Here is a 22,639-nt window from a genome sequence, read left to right on the forward strand (position 1 = left end):
GGCGATCAGCGTGTCGATCAGCGCGCGCTCGCCCGGATCGTCAGGCCACCAGCCCTCGGGATCGTTGAGCGCGAGCGCCCAGCGCATCACGTCCAAGCTCTCGTCGATCACCGTGCCGTCGGGCAAAACGAGCACGGGCACGGTGGCCTTGGGCGAAGCGGCGATCAGTTCGGCCGGCCTGTCGCGCAGCACCACCTCCCGCAGTTCCACACGCTGCCCGCTTGCCGCAAGGACCAGCCGCGCGCGCATCGCATAGGGGCAGCGCCGAAAAGAGTAGAGCACGGGTGGAACGGACGCCATGGCCGGGCTATGTTCTATGCCTCCTATCGATTTTTCAGCCATACATCTGGGGACGATCATGAAAATGCGCAAGCTTGGCCGCACGGGCCTCGACGTGTCCGAAATCTGCCTGGGCACGATGACATGGGGCTCGCAGAACAGCGAGGCCGAGGCGCACGAGCAGATGAGCCACGCAGTCGAAGCGGGGGTCAATTTCTTCGACACCGCCGAAATGTATCCGACCACGCCTTTCGCGGTCGAGACGGTCGGACGAACCGAGGAGCATATCGGGACGTGGCTCGCTCGGGGCGGGCGCCGCGACAAGGTGGTCCTGGCCACCAAGGTGATCGGACCGGGCGGGCACGGCATCGATGGCGGCCGTCCGGTCGGCGCCGAGAAGATACGCAAGGCCTGCGAGCGCAGCCTTAAACGGCTTCGGACCGATCATATCGACCTCTATCAGATCCACTGGCCCAATCGCGGCTCCTACCATTTTCGCCAGTTCTGGGGCTATGAGCCACACACGCAGGACACGCAAAAGGCGCTCGATGATATCGCCGAAATCCTGCAAACCGCCGATGCGCTGGTCAGGGAGGGCAAGATCCGCCATCTGGGCCTTTCCAACGAGACGGTGTGGGGCACGGCGCAATATCTGCGCATCGCCGAGGCCGGAGGCTGGCCCCGCGTGCAGTCCATGCAGAACGAATATTCGCTTGTGCACCGCATCTTCGACAGCGACTTCGCCGAACTGAGCCACCATGAGGATGTGGGCCTTGTGTCCTATTCCTCGCTGGCCGGCGGGCTGCTCACCGGCAAGTACGAGGGCGGCAAGCGCCCCGAAGGCTCGCGCCTGACGATCCACGAGGATATGGGCGGGCGCTTGACGGCGCATATCGAGCCGGCGCTCGGCCGGTATCTGGACGTGGCGCGCAAGCACGGGCTCGATCCGGCGCAGATGGCGCTGGCCTTCTGCCTGGGCCGGCCGTTCCTGACCTCGGTGATCATCGGCGCGACGACGATGGACCAGCTCAGAACCTGCATCGGCGCCAAGGACGTGACGCTGGATGAAAGCGTGCTCGCCGACATCGAACAGGTGCGTAGGGCATGGCCCATGCCGATATGAGGCACCATATCCGCAATCCCATGAGCCGGCAAAAGAAATGGCCGGGAGGGGTGCCCGCGTCCTAGTGTGGTGGATTTGAAGTTCCTGCGATTATCACAGCACGCTCGAACAGGAACTTCAAATCCGTAAACCACACTAGAATCAAGAGCTTGCTAGTGTCCTGATCGAATCTGAAGTTCGTACGGAGCATGCTGCATAATGAAGCGAACTTCAGATTCGGGACACTAGTCCAGCGCGCCGACCAGCTCCGCGTCCATCTCCGGCGAGGGGCCGTCATGGCCCATGACGCGGGCGATCTCGGCGGTCGGCACCTTGTCGCGGCCCTCAAGGAACAGCGACTTGACAACCGCGCGGGCGTGCAAGGCGCCGTCCACCTCGAAACGCTGCTCCATGTAGATCCATTTTTCGTCCCAGCCCATCACGCGGGTGGTCAGCGCATAGGACTGGAAGGGGCCGAGGGGGCGGCGATAGGTGATGCGCGCGCCGCCAAGCACGGGATGCCATCGGCGCCGGCGAACGATGCGCCACATGCCAGTGCGCACGATCAGGTCGACCCGGCCCAGATCCATGACGGTCAGATAGCGACCATTGTTCATGTGGATATTGGTGTCCAGATCGTTCGGCCAGACGCGCAACATCAGCCGCGTCTCGTCGAGCATGCCGGCCACCGGGTGGCGCCAGGCGGTGGCGAGCAGCCAGATCAGGCGGAAGAAGAGGTTCATGGACGATCGTTCCGGAAGAAGTGTCCCACATCGTCTACCCTTTACGTAAACGGAAAAGCAACATGCTCGACGGCTCGAATGGATCGGCGACCGGGAAGGCCATCGGGCGGATCGCGGCGCCGCAAGCCCTTACCCTGAGCTTGCCGAAGGGCGGGCTTGCGGTTTCCCCCGCCTTTCGACAGGCTCAGGATGAAGGAGGCAGGCCCGGCAATGACGGCGGCGTGAAAAGACGGCATCATGGCGGAGCGCTGCCGGCTCGCGCGGGGTCGCAGGCGGTGCGATCCGCCGTCTTCCGCAAATGCACCGCGCGATTTGGATTCGGCCGCCGGAAAGCCTATATCATAGGGGTATTTGAGACGCTGATTCGCGCTTTGGCGCGCAAGCGGCGGCACTTTGGAAAAAGGCCCGCATGAGCGACAAAGCGCAGACCATCCAGAACGCACCGAAAGCGCCCAATGGCGACTATGGCGCCGAATCCATCAAGGTGCTCAAGGGCCTTGAAGCGGTGCGCAAGCGCCCGGGCATGTATATCGGCGACACCGACGACGGGTCGGGCCTGCACCACATGGTCTACGAGGTGGTGGACAACGCCATCGACGAGGCGCTCGCCGGCCATGCCGACAAGGTGACGGTCACGCTCAACGCCGAAGGCTCGGTGACGGTGACCGACAATGGCCGCGGCATCCCGACCGACATTCACGAGGGCGAGGGCGTGTCGGCGGCCGAAGTGATCATGACGCAGCTGCATGCGGGCGGCAAGTTCGACCAGAACGCCTACAAGGTGTCGGGCGGCCTGCACGGCGTCGGCGTTTCGGTGGTCAACGCGCTGTCGGTCTGGCTGAAGATGAGGATCGCGCGCGAGGGCCGGTTCCACGAAATGGCGTTCACCCACGGCGTCGCCGACGCACCGCTTTCCGTGGCGGGCGCGGCGGGCGCAGCGACAGGCACCGAGATCACCTTCATGCCGTCGTCGGACACCTTCTCCAACATCGCCTTCTCCTTCGACACGCTCGAACACCGGCTGCGCGAACTGGCCTTTCTCAATTCGGGCGTGCACATCATCCTGACCGATGCGCGCCATGCCGACGAGAAGGTGGTGGACCTTGTCTATGAGGGCGGGCTCGAAGCTTTCGTGCGCTGGCTCGACCGGGCCAAAAAACCGCTCATCGATACCCCGATCGCCATCCATGGCGAGCGCGACGGCATCACGGTGGAGGCGGCGCTGTGGTGGAACGACAGCTACCATGAAAACGTTCTGTGCTTCACCAACAACATTCCGCAGCGCGACGGGGGCACCCATCTGGCCGGCTTTCGCGGCGCGCTGACCCGTCAGGTCAACGGTTACGCGGAAAGCTCGGGCTTGGCCAAGAAGGAGAAGGTCTCCCTGACCGGCGACGATTGCCGCGAGGGGCTGACCTGCGTTCTGTCGGTCAAGGTGCCGGACCCGAAATTCTCGTCCCAGACCAAGGACAAGCTGGTCTCCTCGGAGGTGCGGCCGGTGGTCGAAAGCCTCGTCAACGAGGCGCTCGGCGAGTGGCTTGAGGAAAACCCGGCCGAAGCGAAGACGCTGGTCGGCAAGGTGGTCGAGGCGGCCGCGGCACGCGAGGCGGCGCGCAAGGCGCGCGAACTGACGCGGCGCAAGGGGGCGCTCGACATCACCTCGCTGCCCGGCAAGCTGGCCGACTGCCAGGAGCGCGATCCGGCGAAATCGGAGATCTTCATCGTCGAAGGTGATTCGGCGGGCGGATCGGCCAAGTCGGGACGCTCGCGCAAGAACCAGGCGATCCTGCCCCTGCGCGGCAAGATCCTGAACGTCGAACGCGCGCGGTTCGATCGGATGCTCTCGTCGGACCAGGTGGGCACGCTGATCACCGCGCTGGGCGCGGGGATCGGCAAGGACGAGTTCGACCCCGACAAGCTGCGCTACCACAAGATCATCATCATGACGGACGCGGACGTCGACGGCGCCCATATCCGCACGCTGCTTTTGACCTTCTTCTTCCGGCAGATGCCCGAGATCATTGAGCGCGGACACCTCTATATCGCCCAGCCGCCGCTCTACAAGGTCGCCCGCGGCAAGGCCTCGCAATATCTCAAGGACGAGGGCGCGCTCGAAGACCATCTGATCGATATCGGGCTCGAGGACACGGTGCTGGACACCGCCGGCGGCGACACGCGCGCCGGCAACGATCTGCGGGCGGTGATCGAACTGTCGCTGCATGCGCGCGGCCTGCTCGAAGGGCTGCATTCGCGCTATGACCGGCCGGTGGTCGAGCAAGCTTGGCTCGGCGGCGCCCTCGACCCGGCGCTTCTGGCCGATCTGGGCCGGGCGACGGACGTGGCCGCCTCGGTCGCATCGCGGCTCGACGCCGTTTCCGAGGAGACCGAGCGCGGCTGGTCCGGCCGCATCAATCCTTCCAACGAGGGCGAGGGGGGCTTCGTGTTCGAACGGATGGTGCGCGGCGTGCGGGACGCGGTGGCGCTCGATGCCGGGCTGATCCGGTCGGCCGATGCACGCGCGCTGACGGCGCTGCTGCCGCGCTTCGAGGGCGCCTTCGATGCGCCGGCGACGCTGCGGCGCAAGGAGACGGCGCGCGCGATCAACGGGCCGCGCGACCTCATCGAGGCGGTCTTCGACACCGCCCGCAAGGGCCTGACGCTGCAACGCTACAAGGGCCTTGGCGAGATGGACGCCGAACAGCTCTGGGAGACCACGCTCGATCCCGAGGCGCGCTCGTTGCTGCAAGTCAAGATCACCGACGCCACGGACGCCGACTCGCTGTTCAGCCGGCTGATGGGCGACGAGGTGGAACCGCGCCGCGAGTTCATCCAGGACAATGCGCTGAGCGTGGCCAATTTGGACGTGTGATCGTCGCGGGTTGCAGAATGCGGACCGCTAGCCGGCTACGGATCGTCACCGACGACAAGCGCCTGACGGGCGAGACGTCGGACTGCGGCCAGATAGGCTTCCTGTGTCCAGCCGCAGTCGCGCGTCAAATGCTCCCAGTTGCGCACCGATAGCAGCGTCCAAAGAAGATCGGTCGCCTCGGCGACCATCAAGCCCGGCGCCAGAAGTCCGTCTTGGTCAAGTGCCCTGACGGCCGCCTCACAGCCTTCTCTCATGGCCTGCATGCGATTGCTCCAGGCATGGCGCGCCTCCGCATCGCTGTCCTGCATGGCCATCAGCGCACGGCCGACACCGTAGATCTCCGGAATGTAGTTGCCCCATGCGTCGATGAAGGCATCGAGTCGCCCGGCGCCGGTTGTCGCCGACCGGCTCGGCGCCAGTCGCGCATCGACGTGCTTTACCGCATCGATGTGGCGCGTGGTCGCCACCAGCAGATCGGCACGGTTCGGGTAGTGCAGGTAAAGCGCCTGACGGCTGATCCCGGCGGCCTTGGCGATATCGGCCATACGAACCGCATTGGCCGCACCTTCCTCAAGCAGCCTCCAGGTCGCTTCCAGAATACGCGATCGGGTGTCCATTTTTTCGGTTGACATCGTGTCAATATGCGGACTATTGACATCATGTCAACTTGACACGATGTCAAGAAACGAACGACGAAGCCACTCAAACATCGGAGAGAACCATGAAAACCATCATCTTTGGCGCAACCGGCAGTGTCGGCCGTCTGGCTGTCGAACGCATGCTGGCGGAAGGGCATGCCGTGACCGCATTCGCGCGCAACCCGGCGAAGATCGGCATCGAACACGCCAATCTCAGCCTGTTTGCGGGCGATGCGTTCGACCGTGACCATGTCATGAAGGCGGTCGCGGGCCATGACGCCGTCATTGTCGTGCTGGGCGCGGGCGCGCGGCGCAACAGCACGATCCGCTCGCAGGGCACGATGCATGTAATCGAGGCGATGCACGCCCACGGCGTACGGCGGCTGGTGTGCCAATCCACGCTCGGCGCCCATGAGAGTTGGAGCAATCTGAACTTCTTCTGGAAACGGATCATGTTCGGGATGCTGCTGCGGCCGGTTTTTCTCGATCATGAACTGCAAGAGAAACTGGTGCGCGCCAGCGGGCTCGACTGGACGATCGTTCGCCCCGGCGCTTTCACCGACGGCCCGGCGACCGACGGCTATCGCGAGGCATTCGGTCCGACCGTCAGGAACCTGGCTTTGAAGATCACGCGCGCCGACGTCGCCGCTTTCCTCAGTCGCCAACTGACAGACCGCGCCTATCTCCAGCACGCCGTCGCCATCTCGAACTGAGGGAGCTGATCATGGCGGAACAGTGGGATGGGCCTGTTTGGGACCCATGGCGGCACCTTAAACCGTATCGCGCTTGCGGCACTTCGCAAGGGTCTTGACGCTGATGCCAAGCGCCCGGCTCAACGCCGCGCTCGAAGCTTTCGCCTCTCATCGTTTGCAGGCAGACGATGAGAGGCCGGCGTATCGCTGTATGAGCGCTCGGACGGCGCGCGCCTCTCTCGGTGAATGCAAGCATTCACCTGACGTGACGGTCAATGGGATCGTGGCACTCCCGTGAAGAACCTGTCCCATAATGCATCCTTGTGATGGTCAAAGATCAATAGACCATCACACGAGGGGACCGAACACCTAAAGAACAAACCGCGACAGGTCCGTATTCCTGGCCAGTTCGCCGACATTGCGCTTCACGTAGCCGGCATCGATCACCATGGTCGCGCCGGCCTTGTCGGGCGCCTCGTAGGAGATGTCGTCGAGCACCCGCTCCATGACCGTCTGCAAGCGGCGCGCGCCGATGTTCTCGACGGACGCGTTCAGATCGACGGCGATGTCGGCCAGCGCGTCGATGGCGTCGTCGGTGAATTCGAGCGTCACCTCCTCGGTTCCCATCAGCGCGATGTACTGCTTGATCAGGCTGGCCTCGGTCTCGGTCAGGATACGGCGGAAATCGTCGCGTTCGAGGGCCCTCAGTTCGACGCGGATCGGCAGCCTGCCCTGCAGTTCGGGGATGAGGTCGGACGGCTTGGCGACGTGGAACGCGCCCGAGGCGATGAACAGGATATGGTCGGTCTTCACCGGCCCGTATTTGGTGGCGACCGTCGTGCCCTCGACCAGCGGCAACAGGTCGCGCTGCACGCCCTCGCGCGAGACGCCGGCGCCGAACCGGCCCTCGCTGGCGGCGATCTTGTCGATCTCGTCGAGGAAGACGATGCCGTCATTCTCCACCGATCCGAGCGCCTCCGACACCACCTGGTCCTCGTCCAGAAGCTTGTCGGACTCGTCGGCGACGAGCAGATCGTGGCTCTCCCGAACCGTTGTCTTGACCTTCTTGGTGCGCTGGCCGAACGCCTTGCCCATAAGATCGTTCAGATTGATCATACCGACATTGGCGCCGGGCATGCCCGGTATCTCGAAGCCGGGCATACCGCCCTGGCCGGTATCGGCGATCTCGACCTCGATCTCCTTGTCGTCGAGCTGACCCTCGCGCAGCTTCTTGCGGAACGAATCGCGGGTCGCGGGGCTGGCATTCTTGCCCACCAGCGCGTCCAGCACCCGCTCCTCGGCGTTGATGCGGGCCTTGGCCTTGACCGCCTCGCGCTTCTTCTCGCGCACGAGCCCGATCCCCACCTCGACCAGATCGCGCACGATCTGCTCGACGTCGCGGCCGACATAGCCCACCTCGGTGAACTTGGTCGCCTCGACCTTGATGAAGGGGGCGCCGGCAAGCCGGGCCAGGCGGCGCGATATCTCGGTCTTGCCCACGCCGGTCGGTCCGATCATCAGGATGTTCTTGGGCATGACCTCGTCGCGCAGGTCGTCGTCGAGCTGCTGGCGCCGCCAGCGGTTGCGCAGCGCGATGGCCACCGCGCGCTTGGCATCCTTCTGGCCGATGATATGGCGATCGAGTTCCGAGACGATTTCCCGGGGAGAGAAGTTGGTCATACGCTTTGCACTCGTATCGGGGGCAGTTTGTCGAGCACCGATGTGGGGAGGGTCGGCTGCACGATCAACCGCCTGATTCGCTGCCAGCCCGCGCCGAACACCATGATCAGCGCGCCCACGACAAGAAGGATCAGCGCGAAGGGCGGAATGCCCGTCTGATTGGCCGCCGAATTGATCAGATAGTAGATCCCCAGCGAGCCGAAATAGGCAAGTGTCGGGATCAGCAGCGACCGGCGGTCGATCGCCAGCGCCACGTAGATGAACACCGCGATCAGCACGCTCAGCATCGCCATCGCGCTCATGCCCGGCTCGATCTCGCCGAAGACGACGTCCTGGCCGGTCGACATGATGAACAGCGGATGGACCAGAAGCGGCGCGGAGATGACGTGCAGCCAGAAGGCGCAGTCGGACCAGACCGTGACCCGTTCCCGGTCGCGCAGATCGAAGCCGACGCCGACCGCGAAGACGACCAGACCCGAGATCAGCGGCATGTAGAGCGCGTTGCGCAGCAGTTCGGGCAGATCGTCCAGCGCCGGCATATGGAGCCGGCCTTCGGTCACGCCGTCATAAAGGAACAGCGTCATATGGAAGAAGGCGAGCGCGGTCAGGCACAAGGCGATCACGCCGGCCATGACCGGCACCCTGAAGCGCCAGAAATAGAGCACCGCCGCCAGCGCGGTGCCGCCCAGGAGCAGCGTGCCGGCCATGCCGAGCTGCGGCCGCATCGCGGCGAGCTGCAATGGGTTTTCGGGCATGGCGATGGCGTAATTGGCGCCGATAAGCTCGGTCAGGGTCGCCTGCGCGGCGAAGATGAAGCCGATGCCGATCACCGTGGAGGCAAGCCGCATGCGGTGCTGGCGCGTGACGAACTCGGCCGCCCCCCAAAGGAAGACCGCCATGACGGCGAAAGCCATCAGGGTCCGTTCGCCGCTTACCGCCAGGAGCGCAACGAACAGGCCCGCGCTCAGCATGACGACGCCGATGGTGACGAACACGTCGTTGCCGCCGCCGATCAGGCGCATGTTTTCATCGACGCTGGCGGCGTCGGCCGTCCCGGCGCCGCTGGCGAGCGCCACCAGCCGGTTGCGCTGTTCGACATCGATGATCCCGCGGTTGACCGCTTCGTCCAACTGGTCGCGCGTCAGCATGAGGCGGTCAATCCTTGCCGGGCGCTTCGGCCGATCGGGGCTCGAAACGCATGATCAGAAAATCGCCGCTCTTGCCTGTCAGTTCGGGAAGCGGCTCGAAACCGGCCTTTTCATAGGCGCGCACGGCACGCGCGTTGGCCGCATCGGGGTCGATGACGATGGAACGGTGGCCATCGCGCCAAAGCCTCTGCGCGATGATGCGGACGACCGTCGAGCCGATGCCCCTGGACAATGAACCGGCTTCGGCGACGGCGATGTCGCTGCCGACGCTGCCGGCGGGCAACAGGTTCAGCCATGGCGTTTGCGCAATCTGATCGGGCGTCTTGTGGTCGTCGAAGAACGAATACTGGACATAGCCCGCCGCCGTCCGACCGATCCGGAAGATGAAGGGCCGCGTGCGGTCGCGGTCGCGCAGCATGGCGCGGATACGCCCGATTTGGGTTTCCGCATCGCCCCACCACTCCTGCACATGGGGCCGCGCGAACCATTCGGCCAGCATGGGCAGGTCGCCGGCGGTGACGGGCCGGAGCGTGACCGAACCTGGATGCGTCGTCTCAGCAATCATCGAGGCGCTTGACCATGCGTATCGCGTCCATGAAAGCATCTTCGAGCCGGAGCGCGCACGCTCGGCGTCCCGATGGCGAGGGGTTTCACGCCGCCGCGTCCAGCGTTTCGACGATGAGATTTTCGTTGGTGTAGACGCAGATCTGGGCGGCGACGGTCATCGCCTTGCGGGCGATCGTCTCGGCGTCATGGTCGCCGTCGGCCAGCGCGCGGGCCGCGGCCAGCGCGTAATTGCCGCCCGAACCGATCGCCATGATGCCGTGCTCGGGCTCCAGCACGTCGCCATTGCCGGTCACGCAAAGCGACACGTCCTTGTCGGCGACCAGCATCAGCGCTTCCAGGTTGCGCAGATATTTGTCGGTGCGCCAGTCCTTGGCCAGTTCGACGGCGGCGCGCATGAGCTGGTTCGGATATTGTTCGAGCTTCTTTTCAAGCCGTTCGAGCAAGGTGAAGGCGTCGGCGGTGGCCCCGGCGAAACCCGCGATCACCTGCCCGTCCTTGCCGATCCGGCGCACCTTGCGCGCATTGCCCTTCATCACGGTGGCCTGGCCCATGGTGACCTGGCCGTCGCCGGCGATCACCACCTTGCCGCCCTTGCGCACGGTGACGATCGTGGTCGCGTGCATTGTCGGCGCTGCGTTCGTCTGGCTCATCACATGGTCCCTTGCTGCGAGGTTGCGCCCTATGTAGGTGGCCGACGGCGCCGCGCAAACCGGCGCACGGATCGGCTTTCAATCGCCATGGCAGCTTGATATGACGCGCTCGACCAAGCGAGGGACACAAGATGAGCGCGCGAACGGCCAAGGTGAGCCGGGCAACCGGGGAGACCGACATCACCGTGTCGGTCGATCTTGACGGAAACGGAAGCCGGAACATCGACACCGGTGTCGGCTTCTTCGATCATATGCTCGATCAGCTTTCCCGCCATTCGCTGATCGACATGACGGTCGACGCCAGGGGCGACACCCGGGTCGACGACCACCATACGGTCGAGGATGTCGGCATCGCGCTCGGCCAGGCGGTGAGCCGGGCGCTCGGCGACCGGCGCGGCGTGACGCGCTATGCGAGCCTCGATCTGGCCATGGACGAGGCGCTGACGCGCGCCGCCGTCGATATCTCCGGCCGTCCTTTCCTGGTCTGGAAGGTCGCCTTCACCGCCTCGAAGATCGGCGCGTTCGACACCGAACTGGTGCGCGAATTCTTCCAGGCGTTTTCCCAGCATGCCGGCATCACGCTGCATGTGGAGAATTTCCACGCCGCCAACAGCCACCACATCGCCGAGACCTGCTTCAAGGCGGTGGCGCGCGTTCTGCGCACCGCGGTCGAGATCGATCCGCGTCAGGCCGACGCGATCCCCTCGACCAAGGGCTCGCTGGGCGGCTAGCTCATGGCGCGCTACGTGATTCTGCGGCACGAGGAACCGGCACCGCCCGCCGGCCGGCCGGCCGTGTTGGCGATCCGCGACGGCTTTGCGCCGCTCGCCTTCCTGTTCCCGTTCCTCTGGCTGCTCCGGCACCGGCTCTGGATCGCCGGCCTGGCCGCGTTCGCCGCGTCCGCGTGCATCGCCCTTTTGACCCTGCGGCCGCAATGGGCGCTGCTCGGCCTGCCGCTGAACCTGCTCTTGGGCCTGTTCGTCGGCCTTGAGGGGCCGGGCTGGCGGATCGGCGCGGCGCGCCTGCGCGGTTACCGCATCGCCGATGTCGTCGAGGCGCGCACGCGCGAGGAGGCCGAGCTTCGGCTGGCAGCCATGGCGGCGGGGACGGACGAGGCGGGCACACCGCTCAAGGCGGCGATGGTGCCCGGGCGCGGCCTGGCCGCGGCCGAAGCGCCGGACTTTCTGTTCGCCGCGCCCGGCGGGGCGAACCGCTGATGCGCGTCGCGATCATCGACTATGGCTCGGGCAATCTGCGCTCGGCGCACAAGGCGTTCGAGCGCGCCGCACGCGAGCGCGGGATAAAGGCCGCCATCGAGGTTACCGCCGATGCCGGGCGCGTGGCGACGGCGGACCGCGTGGTGCTGCCGGGCGTGGGCGCCTATGCCGACTGCCGCGCCGGCCTCGACGCCGTGCCGGGCATGCGCGAAGCGCTCGATGCGGCCATTGTCGAAAAGGGTCGTCCGTTTCTGGGCATCTGCGTGGGCATGCAACTGATGGCGACGCGCGGCCTGGAAAAGACGGTCACGCCCGGCTTCGGCTGGATCGGGGGCGACGTGATGGAGATGACGCCGTCCGATCCGGCGCTGCGCGTTCCGCAGATCGGCTGGAACACGCTCGATGTGCACCGCGATCACGCGCTTCTGGATGGCATCGAGACCGGCCCCGACGGATGGCACGCCTATTTCGTCCATTCCTACCATCTTTCCGCCGAGGCCCGCGACGACATTGTCGCCACCTGCGGCTATGGCGGGCCGGTGACGGCGCTCGTGGCGCGGGACAATGTGGCGGGCACGCAGTTCCACCCCGAAAAGAGCCAGAGGCTCGGTCTGGCGCTGATCGGCAATTTTTTGAGGTGGGCGCCATGACCAGGCCGGAAATCCTCTTCCCGGCCATCGACCTCAAAGACGGCTACGGGCGGCGCCCGCAGCGGCCTGGCCGCGAGGACGGGCGAACCGAAAGGGGCATTGGCCATGTCTAAAATCCTGTTCCCGGCCATCGACCTCAAAGACGGCCAGTGCGTCCGGCTCAAGCGCGGCGACATGGGCAAGGCGACCGTCTACAATGACGACCCGGCCGCACAGGCCAAAGCGTTCGAGGCGGCGGGCTTCGAATGGCTGCACGTCGTTGATCTGAACGGCGCGTTCAAGGGCGAAAGCGTCAACGGCACAGCGGTCGAGGCGATCCTTGCGGCCACGAAAAACCCGGTCCAGCTCGGCGGCGGCATCCGCACGATGGCGCATATCGAAGGTTGGCTCGCCAAGGGTCTGGCGCGTGTCATCCTGGGTACGGTCGCCGTGCGCGATCCGGAGCTCGTGAAAGAGGCGTGCAGGGCGTTTCCGGGCCGGATCGCCGTGGGCATCGACGCGCGCGGCGGCAAGGTCGCCGTCGAGGGCTGGGCGGATACGTCCGAACTGGGCGCGGCCGAACTGGCCGGTCGCTTCGAGGGCGCGGGCGTCGCCGCCATCATCTTCACCGACATCGACCGCGACGGCGTTCTGGGCGGCGTCAACTGGGACGCGACCATCGATCTGGCCGAGGCCGTGTCGATCCCGGTGATCGCCTCGGGCGGGCTGGCCTCGCTCGCCGATGTGGTGCGCATGGTGATGCCCGATGCCGCGCCGCTGGCGGGCGCGATCTCCGGCCGCGCCCTTTATGACGGGCGGATCGACCCCCAGATCGCGCTCGGCGTGCTGCGCGGCATCCTGCCGCCGGACGAGGGGCTGTTCACATAGGCTCCCGACGACAGCGTCCGCCGATCCGTGCTGTATGCGCCTCTGGCTGTGGTCGCGCGCCGGTCGACCTGGCGGGCCTCGGCGCAACGCCCGATCTCGCCGTGCGAGATAAAGGCATTGCCGGGTCTTGCTGGCCGGGGAAGCCGGGCGCCCCGTTTACCCTTTTCTCATCTTTACCGAACCGCTTAACGCTTTGCGGACCCAGTTCCCCTACGCTCGGCAAACCGTCACCGAAAGCGTTCGAGAGCCAGCCATGAAGAAGATCGTCGCCGCCAAGCTGCACGGCATCCACATCACCGAATGCGACCTCAACTATCACGGTTCGATCACGCTTGATCCGGACCATTGCGAGCGGGCCGGCATCATGCCGATGGAGTTCGTGGAAATCTGGAACAAGCATTCGGGCGCCCGGATCTCGACCTATGTCATCTATGGCGAGCACGGCTCGAAATGCTGCGTGCTGAACGGCGCGGCGGCGCGCACCTGCCAGCCCGGCGACCAGATCATCATCTGCTCGTCCGACTATCGCGAGGCCGGCGCGGTCACCGACATGGCGCCGCGCATCCTGACCTTCGAACGCGACAATACGGTCGCCCAGGTGCTCGAATACCGCGCCACCCGCAATGCGCGTGGATGGTATGATTTCGAGATCGTCGACGCGGCCACCGAGGAAAGCCAGCCGGTCCCGCTGATGGCGCGCGCCTCGAACTGATGTCGGCGCGCCCGGCCCTCTCGCCCTGAGCGCCCGGCTCGTGCTAACAACCGGTCTCGCATCATGAGAAGGAGCCGGTTCGCATGACCATGAAGGTCCGCGTCATCCCGTGCCTCGACGTCAAGGACAGCCCGCGACGCCCGCAGCGGCTGCGCCGCGAGGACACGCAGATGAAAAAGAGGCGGCCGTCATGACCATGAAAGCCCGCGTCATCCCGTGCCTCGACGTCAAGGACAGCCCGCGACGCCCGCAGCGGCTGCGCCGCGAGGACACGCAGATGAAAAAGAGGCGGCCGTCATGACCATGAAAGCCCGCGTCATCCCGTGCCTCGACGTGAAGGACGGCCGCATCGTCAAGGGCGTCAATTTCGTCGATCTGATCGATGCCGGCGATCCGGTCGAGGCGGCCCGCGCCTATGACGCCGCCGGCGCGGACGAATTGTGCTTTCTCGACATCACCGCCTCGTCCGAGGGTCGCGAGACGATCTTCGACGTTGTCGCGCGCACGGCCGAGCACTGTTTCATGCCGCTGACGGTCGGCGGCGGCGTGCGCACGGTCGCCGACATTCGCAGGCTGCTTCTGGCCGGCGCCGACAAGGTGTCGATCAACACCGCCGCCGTCAGGAACCCGCGCTTCGTCGCCGAGGCGGCCGACAAGTTCGGCAATCAGTGCATCGTCGTCGCGATCGACGCCAAGAAGGTTTCCGAGAAGGGCGAACCGGACCGCTGGGAGATCTTCACCCATGGCGGGCGCGAACCGGCCGGCATCGACGCGATCGCATTCGCCAGGACCGTCGTCGATCTGGGCGCCGGCGAGCTCCTTCTGACCTCGATGGACCGGGACGGCACGAAACGGGGTTTTGACATCGCGCTCACCCGCGCGATCGCCGATGCGGTGCGGGTGCCGGTGATCGCCTCGGGCGGGGTCGGCACGCTCGACCATCTGGTCGAGGGCGTGCGCGACGGCCATGCCACCGGCGTGCTCGCCGCCTCGATCTTCCATTTCGGCGCCCACACGATCGGTGAGGCCAAGGCGCACATGGCCGCCGCCGGTGTCGAGGTCCGCCTCGATCCGGCGGCATGACGGGCCGGCCATGACGCGCTTCACGCTGCATGATCTTGAAGCGATCGTGGCGGCCAGGGCCGCCGCCGCCCCCGATGCGTCCTGGACGGCCAGGCTGGTCGCCGCCGGGCGCGAAAAGGCGGTCCGGAAGCTGGGCGAGGAAGCCGTCGAGACCGTGATCGCCGCGCTCGGCGACGACCGGAAGGCATTGGTCGCCGAAAGCGCCGACCTTCTCTACCACTGGCTGGTCGTCTGCCATATGCGCGGCGTTGCGCTCGACGAGGTTCTGGCCGAGCTGGAACGGCGTACCGCCCAAAGTGGACTTGCGGAAAAGGCCGCGCGCGACGCATAAGGTCATGGATCGCCGCCGACCGACGGGGAAAAGCCCATGGATCGCACCGCCGACAGCGCCGACGAGGCCAAGGGATTTGCGCCTGACAGTTTCGACATCATCGCGGACGGATTGACGCTCGCCGACCAGTTGTCCGGCGGCGACCTGTCGCCCTACCGGCATTTCACGGCCGAAAAATGGGCCCGGTTCCGCGCCGACACGCCGATGACGCTGACCGCCGGCGAGGTCGACCGGCTCCGCTCGCTCAACGACCCGGTCGACCTTGAAGAGGTCCGGCGCATCTACCTGTCGATCTCGCGCCTGCTGTCGGCGCATGTGGAAGCCTCGCAGGCATTGTTCGGGCAGCGCAAGCGTTTCCTGAACTTTCCCGAGGCGATCAAGACCCCGTTCATCATCGGCATCGCCGGTTCGGTGGCCGTCGGCAAGTCGACCACGGCGCGCGTGCTCAAGGAACTGCTCGCCCGCTGGCCGTCCAGCCCCAAGGTTTCGCTCGTGACGACCGACGGGTTCCTGCTGCCGAACGCCGAACTGCGCAAGCGCGCCCTGATGGAGCGCAAGGGCTTTCCCGAAAGTTACGATGTCGGGGCGATCCTGCGGTTCCTGTCGGCGATCAAGGCGGGCGAGGGCAAGGTTCTGGCGCCGCTCTATTCGCACCTGACCTATGATGTCCGCGAAGGGGACTTCCTGACGATCGACCGGCCGGACATATTGATCTTCGAGGGCATCAACGTGTTGCAGGTGCGCGACCTGCCCGAGGACGGCCGCACCGTGCCCTTCGTCTCCGACTTCTTCGATTTCTCGATCTATATCGACGCCGACGAGACGATGATCCACGACTGGTATGTGGAGCGCTTCATGCGGTTGCGCGAGACCGCCTTCCGCGACCCGAAATCCTTCTTCCATCGCTACTCGCAGCTTTCAAGCGGTGCCGCGCGCGCCATCGCCGAGGGCCTTTGGGCGAACATCAACCTGAAGAACCTGCGCGAGAACATTCTGCCCACGCGCCCGCGCGCCGACCTGATCCTGCGCAAGGGTTCGGATCATCTGGTCGAATCGGTGCTGCTGCGCAAATTGTAGCCGGCAAATCGTAAAATCCGGAAATAAAGAAAACCGGCTAATTCACGGTGACCCTTCTGAGCGTCAGATTGATCCGGCCGGGCGCCTTCAACAGCATCGAAGTTCCCGGATAAATCCGGTCGACGCCGTGATAGGCCAGCCGCGACGCCCCGCCCAGCACCAGCACGTCGCCCGAGCGCAACCTCAGCGAAACGGTCTTGCCGCCGCGCCTCGTGCCGCCGATACGGAACAGGCAGTCGTCGCCCAGCGAGATCGACAGGACCGGCGCGTCGAAATCGTCTTCGTCGCGATCCTGGTGCAGGCCCATCTTCGTTTCGGGACCGTAGAAATTGATCAGGCATGCCTGGGGCGGGTGTTCATAGCCGGCAAACCGGTCCCACAAGGCCAGCACGCCGCCGGGCATGGGCGGCCAGGGCGCCCCCGTTTCCGGGTGCGTCCGCTGATAGCGGTAGCCGCCGTCCTTGTCCGTCACCCAGCCGAGCGGACCGCAATTGCTCATCCTCACGCTCATCGGCTTGCCCGTGCGCGGCATGACCGGGGTGAACAGGGGCGCGTGCGCGACGACCGCGCGGATATCGTCGGCGAGCGCGACCTGTGCACCCGGATCGAGCGCGCCGGGCACATGGCGCACGCCGCCGGGAAGGGCGGCGTCGGCGCCCGCGAGCCGCCGCTCAGTCATAGCGCAGATCGGTCGCCTTGCCGCCGAACACCCAATAGGCGAACACCGAATAGGCGACGATGACCGGGATGACCACGAGCGCGCCGACAAGCACGATCAAAAGGCTCTCGGGCGCGGCCGCCGCCTCGTAGATCGTCGTCCGGTCGGGCACCACATAGGGGTAGAAGGAATAGGCAAGACCGGCAAAGCCCAGCACCATGATCGCGGTCATGGCAACGAAGGGCACCAGCGCGAACCGGTCGTTGCGGTCGGGCAGAAAGGCAAGCTGCCAGAACAGGAAGCCGAACAGGAAGCCGGTCATCAGCGGCAGCGGGGCCAGCGCCAGGATCGTGGGCACCGAGAACCATTTGTCGAAGATGCGCGGGCTGGCGAAAGGCGTGGCCAGCGAAACGGCGATCATGCCCGCAAGGGCCAGCAGCAGCGACAGCCGCATCCAGCCCACCGCCCGCTTCTGCAATGCCCCATCGGTCTTGTAGATCAGCCATGCCGCGCCGATCGCCGCATAGGCCGCCGCCAGGCACAGCGCGACGACGAGACCGAACAGCACGCCGACCAGATCGTCACGCAGCCCCAGCACATAGGTTCCCAGCATGTAGCCCTGGCTGAGCGCGGTCACCAGCGAACCGCCGAAGAAGACGCGGTTCCACAGCCATTTCTCGTCGGCATCGGCCTTGGCGCGGAATTCGAAGGCGACCCCCCGCGCGATCAGCCCGATCAGCATGACGGCCACCGGAATATAGAGCGTGGTCAGGATCACGCCGTGGGCGACGGGAAAGGCGACCAGCAAGATGCCGATGGCGAGCACGAGCCAGGTTTCGTTGGCGTCCCAGAACGGACCGATCGAGGCGATCATGCGGTCCCGGTCCCCGACGGGTGCGGCGGCGAACAGGATGCCGACGCCCAGATCGAAGCCGTCCAGGACCACATAGACGAGGATCGCAAGGCCCATCAGCGCGGCGAAGATGACAGGCAGATACGGATAGAGCGCGGTCGCGTCCATCGCCGTCACCGCGCCGGCTCGGGCATGGCGCCACGCCCGCCCGGCATCGCCGCGCCGCCGGCCGGACCCGGCTCGGGGCGCGCGTCGCCGCCTCGCGCGGCCTTCACCGCCAGCCGCACGATGACGAAGCCATAGGCAGCCAGCAAGAGAACATAGACCGCCAGATAGGCAAGAAGCGTCGACAACACCATGCCGCCGGACACGGGTCCCAGCGCGTCCTTGGTCGTCATCACGCCGGTCACCAGCCAGGGCTGGCGGCCGATCTCGGTGACGTACCAGCCGGCGAGCGTCGCCACCCACCCGGACAGCGCCATCGGCACCAGGGAGAGGGCAAGCCAGCGCGGCAGCGGATTGTGCGATGCGCCGCGGCGCCACAGGAAGAACGCGGCCGTCCAGCTCGCCAGCAGCATCATGATACCGATGCCGACCATGGTCCGAAATGCCCAGAACACGGGCGCGACCGGCGGATGCTTGACCGTTCCGTCTTCGAGCACGAAATCGTTGAGCCCGGGCACCACGCCGTCCCAGGAATGGGTCAGGATAAGGCTGGCAAGACCCGGAATGGCGATCTCGAAACGGTTCCCGCGCGCCGCCTCGTCGGGAACGGCGAACAGGATCAGCGGCGCGTGGCTCTTGGACTCCCAGTGGCCCTCCATGGCGGCGATCTTGGCCGGCTGATGTTCGAGCGTGTTCAGCCCGTGCATGTCGCCGGCGAGAATCTGCGCCGGAATGAGGATCGCGCCCAGGAGGACGCTTGTGTTGAGCGCCTTGCGCAGCGCGGCCGAACGGTCGCCGATGAGATAGCGCAGCGCGCAGATGCCGGCGATCAGGAACGCCACCGTCAGGCCCGAGGCCAGCAGCATGTGCGCAAGGCGGTAGGGCATGGACGGGTTGAAGATGATCGCCGACCAGTCGGTCGCGTGGGCGATGCCCTCGCGCATTTCGAAACCGGCGGGCGTGTGCATCCACGAGTTCAGAACCAGAATCCAGAACGCGCTCATCGTCGTGCCGAACGCGACCAGGAAGGTCGCAAAGGTATGAAACCCGTTCGACACGCGGCGGAAGCCGAACAGCATGATGCCGACGAAAACGGCCTCAAGGAAGAACGCGGTCAGGATCTCATAGGCCAGAAGCGGGCCGGCGATGTTTCCGACCCTCTCCATGAAACCGGGCCAGTTGGTGCCGAACTGGAAGCTCATCGTGATGCCCGAGACGACCCCCATCGCAAACGACAGGGCGAACACCTTCACCCAGAAGAAATAGGCCTCCATCCACGCCTCGTCGCCCGAGCGGTGGTAGCGCAGCTTGAAATAGAGCAGCACCCAGCCCAGCGCGATCGTGACCGTCGGAAACAGGATGTGGAACGAGATGTTGGCCGCGAACTGGATGCGCGACAGAATGAAGGGATCGAGGACGGGGTTTTCCATGGGGTCGGCCTTTCGGCGCAGATATGGCCGCCGTGGCGTGCAACCGGGATGGGACACGCTGCCGCATGAAAAATGACGGCATGCGTGGCGACCCGCCGCCGGGCGATCAATCCTGCCGGCCGTCCATGCCCGTCTTGCCGCAGCGCCGGCAGGCCATGTTGCGCCTGAAGAAGGCAACGCGCGTTTGCGGCCCGTGCCGCTTTGCAAGTGCGGGAACGTCCAGAATTTCGGCATGGCCGCAATGAACGCATTCGAACATCACCACCTTGCCGGACAGGACGAGGTCCTCCAGCGTCCAGTAGCCCGGCACGCCCAGGAATTCGTCCGATGATCCGACCATGCCGCGCTCCTCGCTCCCTTTGCGGTATCTTGTTTCAGGCCGCATATCCTGAAGTGGAATCCCCGCTTCGGAGCATGCCGCCCGGGGTCAGGCTCCATTCATCCACACAGCCCGAAGAGCGAGGGATGAGGCGCCGGTCTGCCGTGTCGAACCGTTCGACCGGAGGATGGACCCCGCCCTTGGCGCCTCGTACCGTGCACCTTCGGCCGCCTCGATCATATTGAAACGATCCCGGTACGCGCTTTTTGCGCGGACCGCCAAGAAACGGGTGGCATGCGGCTGGCGACCGGGCCATATCCCGGCCATCGACACCAGCCTGGATGGACCCGATGGCCGAACCGCATGCCACTTTGACACATCCCGTCAAGATTTCGGACGTGGACTATGACACGGTCCGCCAGGTGATCGAACACATTTCCGGCCGCTGGCGCGAACAGCCCTCGCTGGAGACGCTTGCGGCCGAAGTGGGCATGGACCCGACCGCGCTGCAAAAGCTCTTTACCCGCTGGGCCGGCTTGTCGCCGAAGGCTTTCCTTCAGGCCGTCACCATCGACCATGCGCGCCGGCTTCTGGCCTCCGACCTGCCGTTGCTCGAAGCCTCCCATGAGCTTGGCCTGTCCGGTCCAGGCCGCCTGCACGATCTGTTCGTGACCCACGAGGCCATGTCGCCGGGCGAGATCAAGGCCGGCGGAGCCGGTTTGACGATCCGCTACGGCTATCATGTCTGCCCGTTCGGGATCGCGCTGATCATGGTCACCGAGCGCGGGCTTTGCGGGCTGGCCTTCTGCGATGCCGGCGGCGAGCGTGCCGCCTTCGAGGATATGGCGGGGCGCTGGCCGTTCGCATGCTTCCAGGAGGATGTGGGCGTCACGTCGCCTTATGCGGCGCGCGTGTTCGCGCCGGGCAACTGGCGTCCCGATCAGCCGCTGCGCGTCGTGCTGATCGGCACCGATTTCCAGGTCAGCGTCTGGGAGGCCCTTCTGCGCATTCCGATGGGAAAAGCCGAAGCCTATTCGGCCATCGCCGACCGGATCGGCAAGCCGAAGGCCTCGCGCGCTGTGGGCGCCGCCGTCGGCGCCAACCCGATTTCCTTCGTCGTGCCCTGCCACCGCGCGGTCGGAAAGTCCGGCGCGCTGACCGGCTATCATTGGGGGTTGACGCGCAAACGGGCGATGCTGGGCTGGGAAGCGGGACAGTTGGCGGCGGACTGAGCGAAGGACGCGCCGCTCAATGGGCGCCGGACATGTCGCCGAGCACTTGCTTGGCCGCCACGGTGGAATCGGCGTGCAGCCGGTAGACCATCGGCACGCCGGTGCCCAGATTGAGACCGGTGATCGTTTCTGTGGTGTGGCCGTCGAGGATCATGACCAGTGAGCGGAGCGAATTGCCGTGCGCGGCAACCAGCACGGTCTGCCCGCGCAGCACGCGCGGCAGGATCTGGGCCATGTAATAGGGCCAGACGCGCGCGCCCGTGTCGCGCAGGCTCTCTCCCTCATCGCCGGGCGGCGGCACGTCATAGGAGCGGCGCCAGACATGCACCTGCGCCTCGCCCCATCTGGCGCGGGCATCGTCCTTGTTCAGCCCGGCCAGATCGCCATAATTGCGCTCGTTGAGCGCCTGGTCATGGATGGTTTCAAGGCCGGGCTGGCCGACGCCCTCCAGGATCATCCGGCAGGTGCGCTCGGCGCGCACGAGGACCGATGTGAAGGCGATGTCGAACCGCATGCCGCGTTCGGCGAGCACGCGGCCCGCCTCGACCGCCTCGGCGATGCCCTGTTCGGTCAGGTCCGGATCGCGCCAGCCGGTGAACAGGTTCTTCTTGTTCCACTCGCTCTGTCCGTGGCGGACCAGAACCATCGTGCCGGACATGATCTTCTCCCAAGTGAGTTGGTTGACGGCATCAGCGCAGCCCGAGGACGTCGCGCATCGAATAAAGGCCCGGTGCCTTGCCCCGCGCCCAGAGCGCCGCCTTGACCGCGCCCCGCGCGAAGATCGCGCGGTCTTCGGCGTGATGGGTGAGCACGACCCGCTCGCCGGAACCGGCCAGGATCACCGAATGGTCGCCGACGACCGAACCGCCGCGCAGCGTGGCAAATCCGATGGCGCCATCGTCACGCGGGCCGGTGTGGCCGTCGCGCACGCGCACCGCGCTCGCATCGAGATCGACGCCGCGCCCGGTCGCCGCCGCCGCGCCGAGCAGCAGCGCCGTGCCCGACGGCGCATCGACCTTGTGCCTGTGGTGCATTTCCAGCACCTCGATGTCCCAATCGGCAGCGTCGAGCGCGGCGGCGGCCCGTTCGACCAGCGCCGACAGCAGGATCACCCCCATCGACATGTTGCCGGACCTGACGATGACGGCCTTTTCGGCGGCGCGGCGGATGTGCGCCTCGTCGCCGGCGTCCATGCCGGTGGTGCCGACGATATGCGCGATGCCGCGCTCGGCCGCCTTGGCCGCCAAGGCACGCGTCGCCGCAGGCGCGGTGAAGTCCAGGATCGCCTCGGCGCCGGCAAAGGCTGTATCCATGTCGGCTGTGACGATCACGCCGCTGGCGCCGACCCCGGCCATCTCGCCGGCATCGCGCGCCAGCACATCGGCGCCCGCGCGTTCCAGCGCGCCCGAAAGCCGCGTCGCCGGGTTTTCCGCGACCGCGCCGATCAGCGCCCGGCCCATGCGGCCGCCGGCGCCGACAATGGCGATGGTCAACAGACGCCGGCGCCTGTCGGCGTCGCGTTCCATTTCCGCCCGCTCAAAAGCCAGGAGAAGCCGCCGGCGAATGTCCGTCGCGTCGTCGATCGCCTTGAGGCCGGGCGCATGGGCGGCCCAGGCGTCATGGCCGAAATAGCCGTGCGTCGCACCGGTCGCCAGCACCAGGACATCGTAGCCGATG

Annotated in this window: 26 protein-coding genes; 13 read left to right on the top strand and 13 right to left on the bottom strand. The window is 66.0% G+C overall.

What is annotated here, in order from left to right; translation table 11 throughout:
• Nucleotides 1-300 (bottom strand): glutathione S-transferase N-terminal domain-containing protein (locus AC5E6L_RS04540; RefSeq protein ID WP_491771569.1); only part of this gene is annotated, 300 nt, incomplete at its 3' end.
• 58 nt (nucleotides 301-358) lie between these two features.
• Here AC5E6L_RS04540 and AC5E6L_RS04545 point away from each other — a divergent pair.
• Nucleotides 359-1,402, top strand: a complete 1,044-nt coding sequence (locus AC5E6L_RS04545) for an aldo/keto reductase (protein ID WP_491230906.1) — start codon at nucleotides 359-361, stop codon at nucleotides 1,400-1,402.
• Between the two features lie 224 nt (nucleotides 1,403-1,626).
• Here AC5E6L_RS04545 and AC5E6L_RS04550 read toward each other — a convergent pair whose 3' ends face one another.
• A complete protein-coding gene (locus tag AC5E6L_RS04550) occupies nucleotides 1,627-2,124 on the bottom strand; it encodes a thioesterase family protein (protein WP_491229892.1) in 498 nt (165 codons plus the stop codon).
• A gap of 62 nt (nucleotides 2,125-2,186) precedes the next feature.
• Between AC5E6L_RS04550 and AC5E6L_RS04555 the strand changes: the two genes are divergently transcribed.
• Nucleotides 2,187-2,537, top strand: coding sequence for a hypothetical protein (locus AC5E6L_RS04555; protein WP_491229893.1), 351 nt, complete (start codon nucleotides 2,187-2,189; stop codon nucleotides 2,535-2,537).
• Nucleotides 2,534-4,993: a DNA topoisomerase (ATP-hydrolyzing) subunit B gene (gene gyrB / locus AC5E6L_RS04560; protein ID WP_491771572.1), complete on the top strand. Its 2,460-nt coding sequence runs from the start codon at nucleotides 2,534-2,536 to the stop codon at nucleotides 4,991-4,993. Before AC5E6L_RS04555 ends, gyrB begins: the two co-directional genes overlap by 4 nt.
• Nucleotides 4,994-5,028: 35 nt before the next feature.
• On the opposite strand, the gene AC5E6L_RS04565 is transcribed toward gyrB, so the two are convergent.
• The gene (locus AC5E6L_RS04565; RefSeq protein ID WP_491771574.1) at nucleotides 5,029-5,610 is read right to left on the bottom strand and encodes a TetR/AcrR family transcriptional regulator; all 582 of its coding nucleotides are present in this window, start codon (nucleotides 5,608-5,610) and stop codon (nucleotides 5,029-5,031) included.
• Nucleotides 5,611-5,714: 104 nt separating this feature from the next.
• On the opposite strand from AC5E6L_RS04565, the gene AC5E6L_RS04570 reads away from it, so the two are divergent.
• Entirely contained in the window at nucleotides 5,715-6,344 is a 630-nt protein-coding gene (locus AC5E6L_RS04570; protein ID WP_491229896.1) for an NAD(P)-dependent oxidoreductase, read from the top strand.
• Nucleotides 6,345-6,692: 348 nt separating this feature from the next.
• Here the strand turns inward: AC5E6L_RS04570 and hslU are convergent, their stop codons facing one another.
• From hslU to hslV, 4 genes are all read right to left on the bottom strand, one after another.
• Nucleotides 6,693-8,003, bottom strand: coding sequence for an ATP-dependent protease ATPase subunit HslU (gene hslU, locus AC5E6L_RS04575; protein WP_491229897.1), 1,311 nt, complete (start codon nucleotides 8,001-8,003; stop codon nucleotides 6,693-6,695).
• Nucleotides 8,000-9,151 carry a hypothetical protein gene (locus tag AC5E6L_RS04580; protein WP_491771577.1) on the bottom strand — a complete coding sequence of 384 codons (1,152 nt, stop codon included), beginning with the start codon at nucleotides 9,149-9,151 and terminating at the stop codon, nucleotides 8,000-8,002. The genes hslU and AC5E6L_RS04580 overlap by 4 nt, the downstream gene beginning before the upstream one ends.
• Before the next feature lie 7 nt (nucleotides 9,152-9,158).
• Entirely contained in the window at nucleotides 9,159-9,716 is a 558-nt protein-coding gene (locus tag AC5E6L_RS04585; RefSeq protein ID WP_491771579.1) for a GNAT family N-acetyltransferase, read from the bottom strand.
• A gap of 85 nt (nucleotides 9,717-9,801) precedes the next feature.
• Nucleotides 9,802-10,368 (bottom strand): ATP-dependent protease subunit HslV, encoded by a 567-nt coding sequence (hslV, locus tag AC5E6L_RS04590; RefSeq protein WP_491228433.1) that lies wholly within the window; start codon nucleotides 10,366-10,368, stop codon nucleotides 9,802-9,804.
• Nucleotides 10,369-10,499: 131 nt separating this feature from the next.
• Here hslV and hisB point away from each other — a divergent pair, with 131 nt between their 5' ends.
• The 8 genes from hisB to coaA all read left to right on the top strand — a co-directional run bounded on the left by hisB (nucleotide 10,500) and on the right by coaA (nucleotide 16,305).
• The gene (gene hisB / locus AC5E6L_RS04595) at nucleotides 10,500-11,099 is read left to right on the top strand and encodes an imidazoleglycerol-phosphate dehydratase HisB (RefSeq protein WP_491228434.1); all 600 of its coding nucleotides are present in this window, start codon (nucleotides 10,500-10,502) and stop codon (nucleotides 11,097-11,099) included.
• A 3-nt stretch (nucleotides 11,100-11,102) separates the two neighbouring features.
• Nucleotides 11,103-11,585: a DUF2628 domain-containing protein gene (locus AC5E6L_RS04600; RefSeq protein WP_491228435.1), complete on the top strand. Its 483-nt coding sequence runs from the start codon at nucleotides 11,103-11,105 to the stop codon at nucleotides 11,583-11,585.
• Entirely contained in the window at nucleotides 11,585-12,235 is a 651-nt protein-coding gene (hisH, locus tag AC5E6L_RS04605; RefSeq protein WP_491228436.1) for an imidazole glycerol phosphate synthase subunit HisH, read from the top strand. Before AC5E6L_RS04600 ends, hisH begins: the two co-directional genes overlap by 1 nt.
• Before the next feature lie 105 nt (nucleotides 12,236-12,340).
• Nucleotides 12,341-13,102, top strand: coding sequence for a 1-(5-phosphoribosyl)-5-[(5-phosphoribosylamino)methylideneamino]imidazole-4-carboxamide isomerase (hisA, locus tag AC5E6L_RS04610; RefSeq protein ID WP_491228437.1), 762 nt, complete (start codon nucleotides 12,341-12,343; stop codon nucleotides 13,100-13,102).
• Nucleotides 13,103-13,355: 253 nt separating this feature from the next.
• Nucleotides 13,356-13,814, top strand: a complete 459-nt coding sequence (locus AC5E6L_RS04615) for an aspartate 1-decarboxylase (RefSeq protein ID WP_491771582.1) — start codon at nucleotides 13,356-13,358, stop codon at nucleotides 13,812-13,814.
• 297 nt (nucleotides 13,815-14,111) lie between these two features.
• Nucleotides 14,112-14,897, top strand: coding sequence for an imidazole glycerol phosphate synthase subunit HisF (gene hisF / locus AC5E6L_RS04620; RefSeq protein ID WP_491771584.1), 786 nt, complete (start codon nucleotides 14,112-14,114; stop codon nucleotides 14,895-14,897).
• 10 nt (nucleotides 14,898-14,907) lie between these two features.
• Nucleotides 14,908-15,228: a phosphoribosyl-ATP diphosphatase gene (locus AC5E6L_RS04625; protein ID WP_491771586.1), complete on the top strand. Its 321-nt coding sequence runs from the start codon at nucleotides 14,908-14,910 to the stop codon at nucleotides 15,226-15,228.
• Between the two features lie 36 nt (nucleotides 15,229-15,264).
• Nucleotides 15,265-16,305, top strand: a complete 1,041-nt coding sequence (coaA, locus tag AC5E6L_RS04630) for a type I pantothenate kinase (RefSeq protein ID WP_491228441.1) — start codon at nucleotides 15,265-15,267, stop codon at nucleotides 16,303-16,305.
• A gap of 37 nt (nucleotides 16,306-16,342) precedes the next feature.
• On the opposite strand, the gene AC5E6L_RS04635 is transcribed toward coaA, so the two are convergent.
• The 4 genes from AC5E6L_RS04635 to AC5E6L_RS04650 all read right to left on the bottom strand — a co-directional run bounded on the left by AC5E6L_RS04635 (nucleotide 16,343) and on the right by AC5E6L_RS04650 (nucleotide 19,751).
• Nucleotides 16,343-16,984, bottom strand: a complete 642-nt coding sequence (locus AC5E6L_RS04635; RefSeq protein WP_491771588.1) for an alpha-ketoglutarate-dependent dioxygenase AlkB family protein — start codon at nucleotides 16,982-16,984, stop codon at nucleotides 16,343-16,345.
• Entirely contained in the window at nucleotides 16,977-17,984 is a 1,008-nt protein-coding gene (locus tag AC5E6L_RS04640; protein WP_491228453.1) for a cytochrome d ubiquinol oxidase subunit II, read from the bottom strand. Before AC5E6L_RS04640 ends, AC5E6L_RS04635 begins: the two co-directional genes overlap by 8 nt.
• A 5-nt stretch (nucleotides 17,985-17,989) precedes the next feature.
• Nucleotides 17,990-19,411: a cytochrome ubiquinol oxidase subunit I gene (locus tag AC5E6L_RS04645; RefSeq protein WP_491771591.1), complete on the bottom strand. Its 1,422-nt coding sequence runs from the start codon at nucleotides 19,409-19,411 to the stop codon at nucleotides 17,990-17,992.
• A gap of 106 nt (nucleotides 19,412-19,517) precedes the next feature.
• Complete coding sequence (locus tag AC5E6L_RS04650) at nucleotides 19,518-19,751, bottom strand: hypothetical protein (RefSeq protein ID WP_491228444.1); 234 nt, start codon at nucleotides 19,749-19,751, stop codon at nucleotides 19,518-19,520.
• Between the two features lie 329 nt (nucleotides 19,752-20,080).
• On the opposite strand from AC5E6L_RS04650, the gene AC5E6L_RS04655 reads away from it, so the two are divergent.
• On the top strand, nucleotides 20,081-20,962 hold the full coding sequence (locus tag AC5E6L_RS04655) for a methylated-DNA--[protein]-cysteine S-methyltransferase (RefSeq protein WP_491228445.1): 882 nt from the start codon (nucleotides 20,081-20,083) through the stop codon (nucleotides 20,960-20,962).
• Nucleotides 20,963-20,978: 16 nt separating this feature from the next.
• On the opposite strand, the gene AC5E6L_RS04660 is transcribed toward AC5E6L_RS04655, so the two are convergent.
• Together AC5E6L_RS04660 and dapB are read right to left on the bottom strand one after the other, a co-directional pair.
• Complete coding sequence (locus AC5E6L_RS04660) at nucleotides 20,979-21,620, bottom strand: 2,3-bisphosphoglycerate-dependent phosphoglycerate mutase (protein ID WP_491228446.1); 642 nt, start codon at nucleotides 21,618-21,620, stop codon at nucleotides 20,979-20,981.
• A gap of 31 nt (nucleotides 21,621-21,651) precedes the next feature.
• Nucleotides 21,652-22,488: a 4-hydroxy-tetrahydrodipicolinate reductase gene (dapB, locus tag AC5E6L_RS04665; RefSeq protein ID WP_491771594.1), complete on the bottom strand. Its 837-nt coding sequence runs from the start codon at nucleotides 22,486-22,488 to the stop codon at nucleotides 21,652-21,654.
• Nucleotides 22,489-22,639 lie beyond the last annotated feature (151 nt).

This window comes from Roseitalea sp. (genome assembly GCF_984466335.1).

Bases quoted from the DNA above. Each gene is read 5' to 3' on its own strand.
- AC5E6L_RS04545 (WP_491230906.1), top strand. From the start codon at position 359: ATGAAAATGCGCAAGCTTGGCCGCACGGGCCTCGACGTGTCCGAAATC.
- AC5E6L_RS04550 (WP_491229892.1), bottom strand. From the start codon at position 2,124: ATGAACCTCTTCTTCCGCCTGATCTGGCTGCTCGCCACCGCCTGGCGC.
- AC5E6L_RS04555 (WP_491229893.1), top strand. From the start codon at position 2,187: ATGCTCGACGGCTCGAATGGATCGGCGACCGGGAAGGCCATCGGGCGG.
- gyrB (WP_491771572.1), top strand. From the start codon at position 2,534: ATGAGCGACAAAGCGCAGACCATCCAGAACGCACCGAAAGCGCCCAAT.
- AC5E6L_RS04565 (WP_491771574.1), bottom strand. From the start codon at position 5,610: ATGGACACCCGATCGCGTATTCTGGAAGCGACCTGGAGGCTGCTTGAG.
- AC5E6L_RS04570 (WP_491229896.1), top strand. From the start codon at position 5,715: ATGAAAACCATCATCTTTGGCGCAACCGGCAGTGTCGGCCGTCTGGCT.
- hslU (WP_491229897.1), bottom strand. From the start codon at position 8,003: ATGACCAACTTCTCTCCCCGGGAAATCGTCTCGGAACTCGATCGCCAT.
- AC5E6L_RS04580 (WP_491771577.1), bottom strand. From the start codon at position 9,151: ATGCTGACGCGCGACCAGTTGGACGAAGCGGTCAACCGCGGGATCATC.
- AC5E6L_RS04585 (WP_491771579.1), bottom strand. From the start codon at position 9,716: ATGATTGCTGAGACGACGCATCCAGGTTCGGTCACGCTCCGGCCCGTC.
- hslV (WP_491228433.1), bottom strand. From the start codon at position 10,368: ATGAGCCAGACGAACGCAGCGCCGACAATGCACGCGACCACGATCGTC.
- hisB (WP_491228434.1), top strand. From the start codon at position 10,500: ATGAGCGCGCGAACGGCCAAGGTGAGCCGGGCAACCGGGGAGACCGAC.
- AC5E6L_RS04600 (WP_491228435.1), top strand. From the start codon at position 11,103: ATGGCGCGCTACGTGATTCTGCGGCACGAGGAACCGGCACCGCCCGCC.
- hisH (WP_491228436.1), top strand. From the start codon at position 11,585: ATGCGCGTCGCGATCATCGACTATGGCTCGGGCAATCTGCGCTCGGCG.
- hisA (WP_491228437.1), top strand. From the start codon at position 12,341: ATGTCTAAAATCCTGTTCCCGGCCATCGACCTCAAAGACGGCCAGTGC.
- AC5E6L_RS04615 (WP_491771582.1), top strand. From the start codon at position 13,356: ATGAAGAAGATCGTCGCCGCCAAGCTGCACGGCATCCACATCACCGAA.
- hisF (WP_491771584.1), top strand. From the start codon at position 14,112: ATGACCATGAAAGCCCGCGTCATCCCGTGCCTCGACGTGAAGGACGGC.
- AC5E6L_RS04625 (WP_491771586.1), top strand. From the start codon at position 14,908: ATGACGCGCTTCACGCTGCATGATCTTGAAGCGATCGTGGCGGCCAGG.
- coaA (WP_491228441.1), top strand. From the start codon at position 15,265: ATGGATCGCACCGCCGACAGCGCCGACGAGGCCAAGGGATTTGCGCCT.
- AC5E6L_RS04635 (WP_491771588.1), bottom strand. From the start codon at position 16,984: ATGACTGAGCGGCGGCTCGCGGGCGCCGACGCCGCCCTTCCCGGCGGC.
- AC5E6L_RS04640 (WP_491228453.1), bottom strand. From the start codon at position 17,984: ATGGACGCGACCGCGCTCTATCCGTATCTGCCTGTCATCTTCGCCGCG.
- AC5E6L_RS04645 (WP_491771591.1), bottom strand. From the start codon at position 19,411: ATGGAAAACCCCGTCCTCGATCCCTTCATTCTGTCGCGCATCCAGTTC.
- AC5E6L_RS04650 (WP_491228444.1), bottom strand. From the start codon at position 19,751: ATGGTCGGATCATCGGACGAATTCCTGGGCGTGCCGGGCTACTGGACG.
- AC5E6L_RS04655 (WP_491228445.1), top strand. From the start codon at position 20,081: ATGGCCGAACCGCATGCCACTTTGACACATCCCGTCAAGATTTCGGAC.
- AC5E6L_RS04660 (WP_491228446.1), bottom strand. From the start codon at position 21,620: ATGTCCGGCACGATGGTTCTGGTCCGCCACGGACAGAGCGAGTGGAAC.
- dapB (WP_491771594.1), bottom strand. From the start codon at position 22,488: ATGGAACGCGACGCCGACAGGCGCCGGCGTCTGTTGACCATCGCCATT.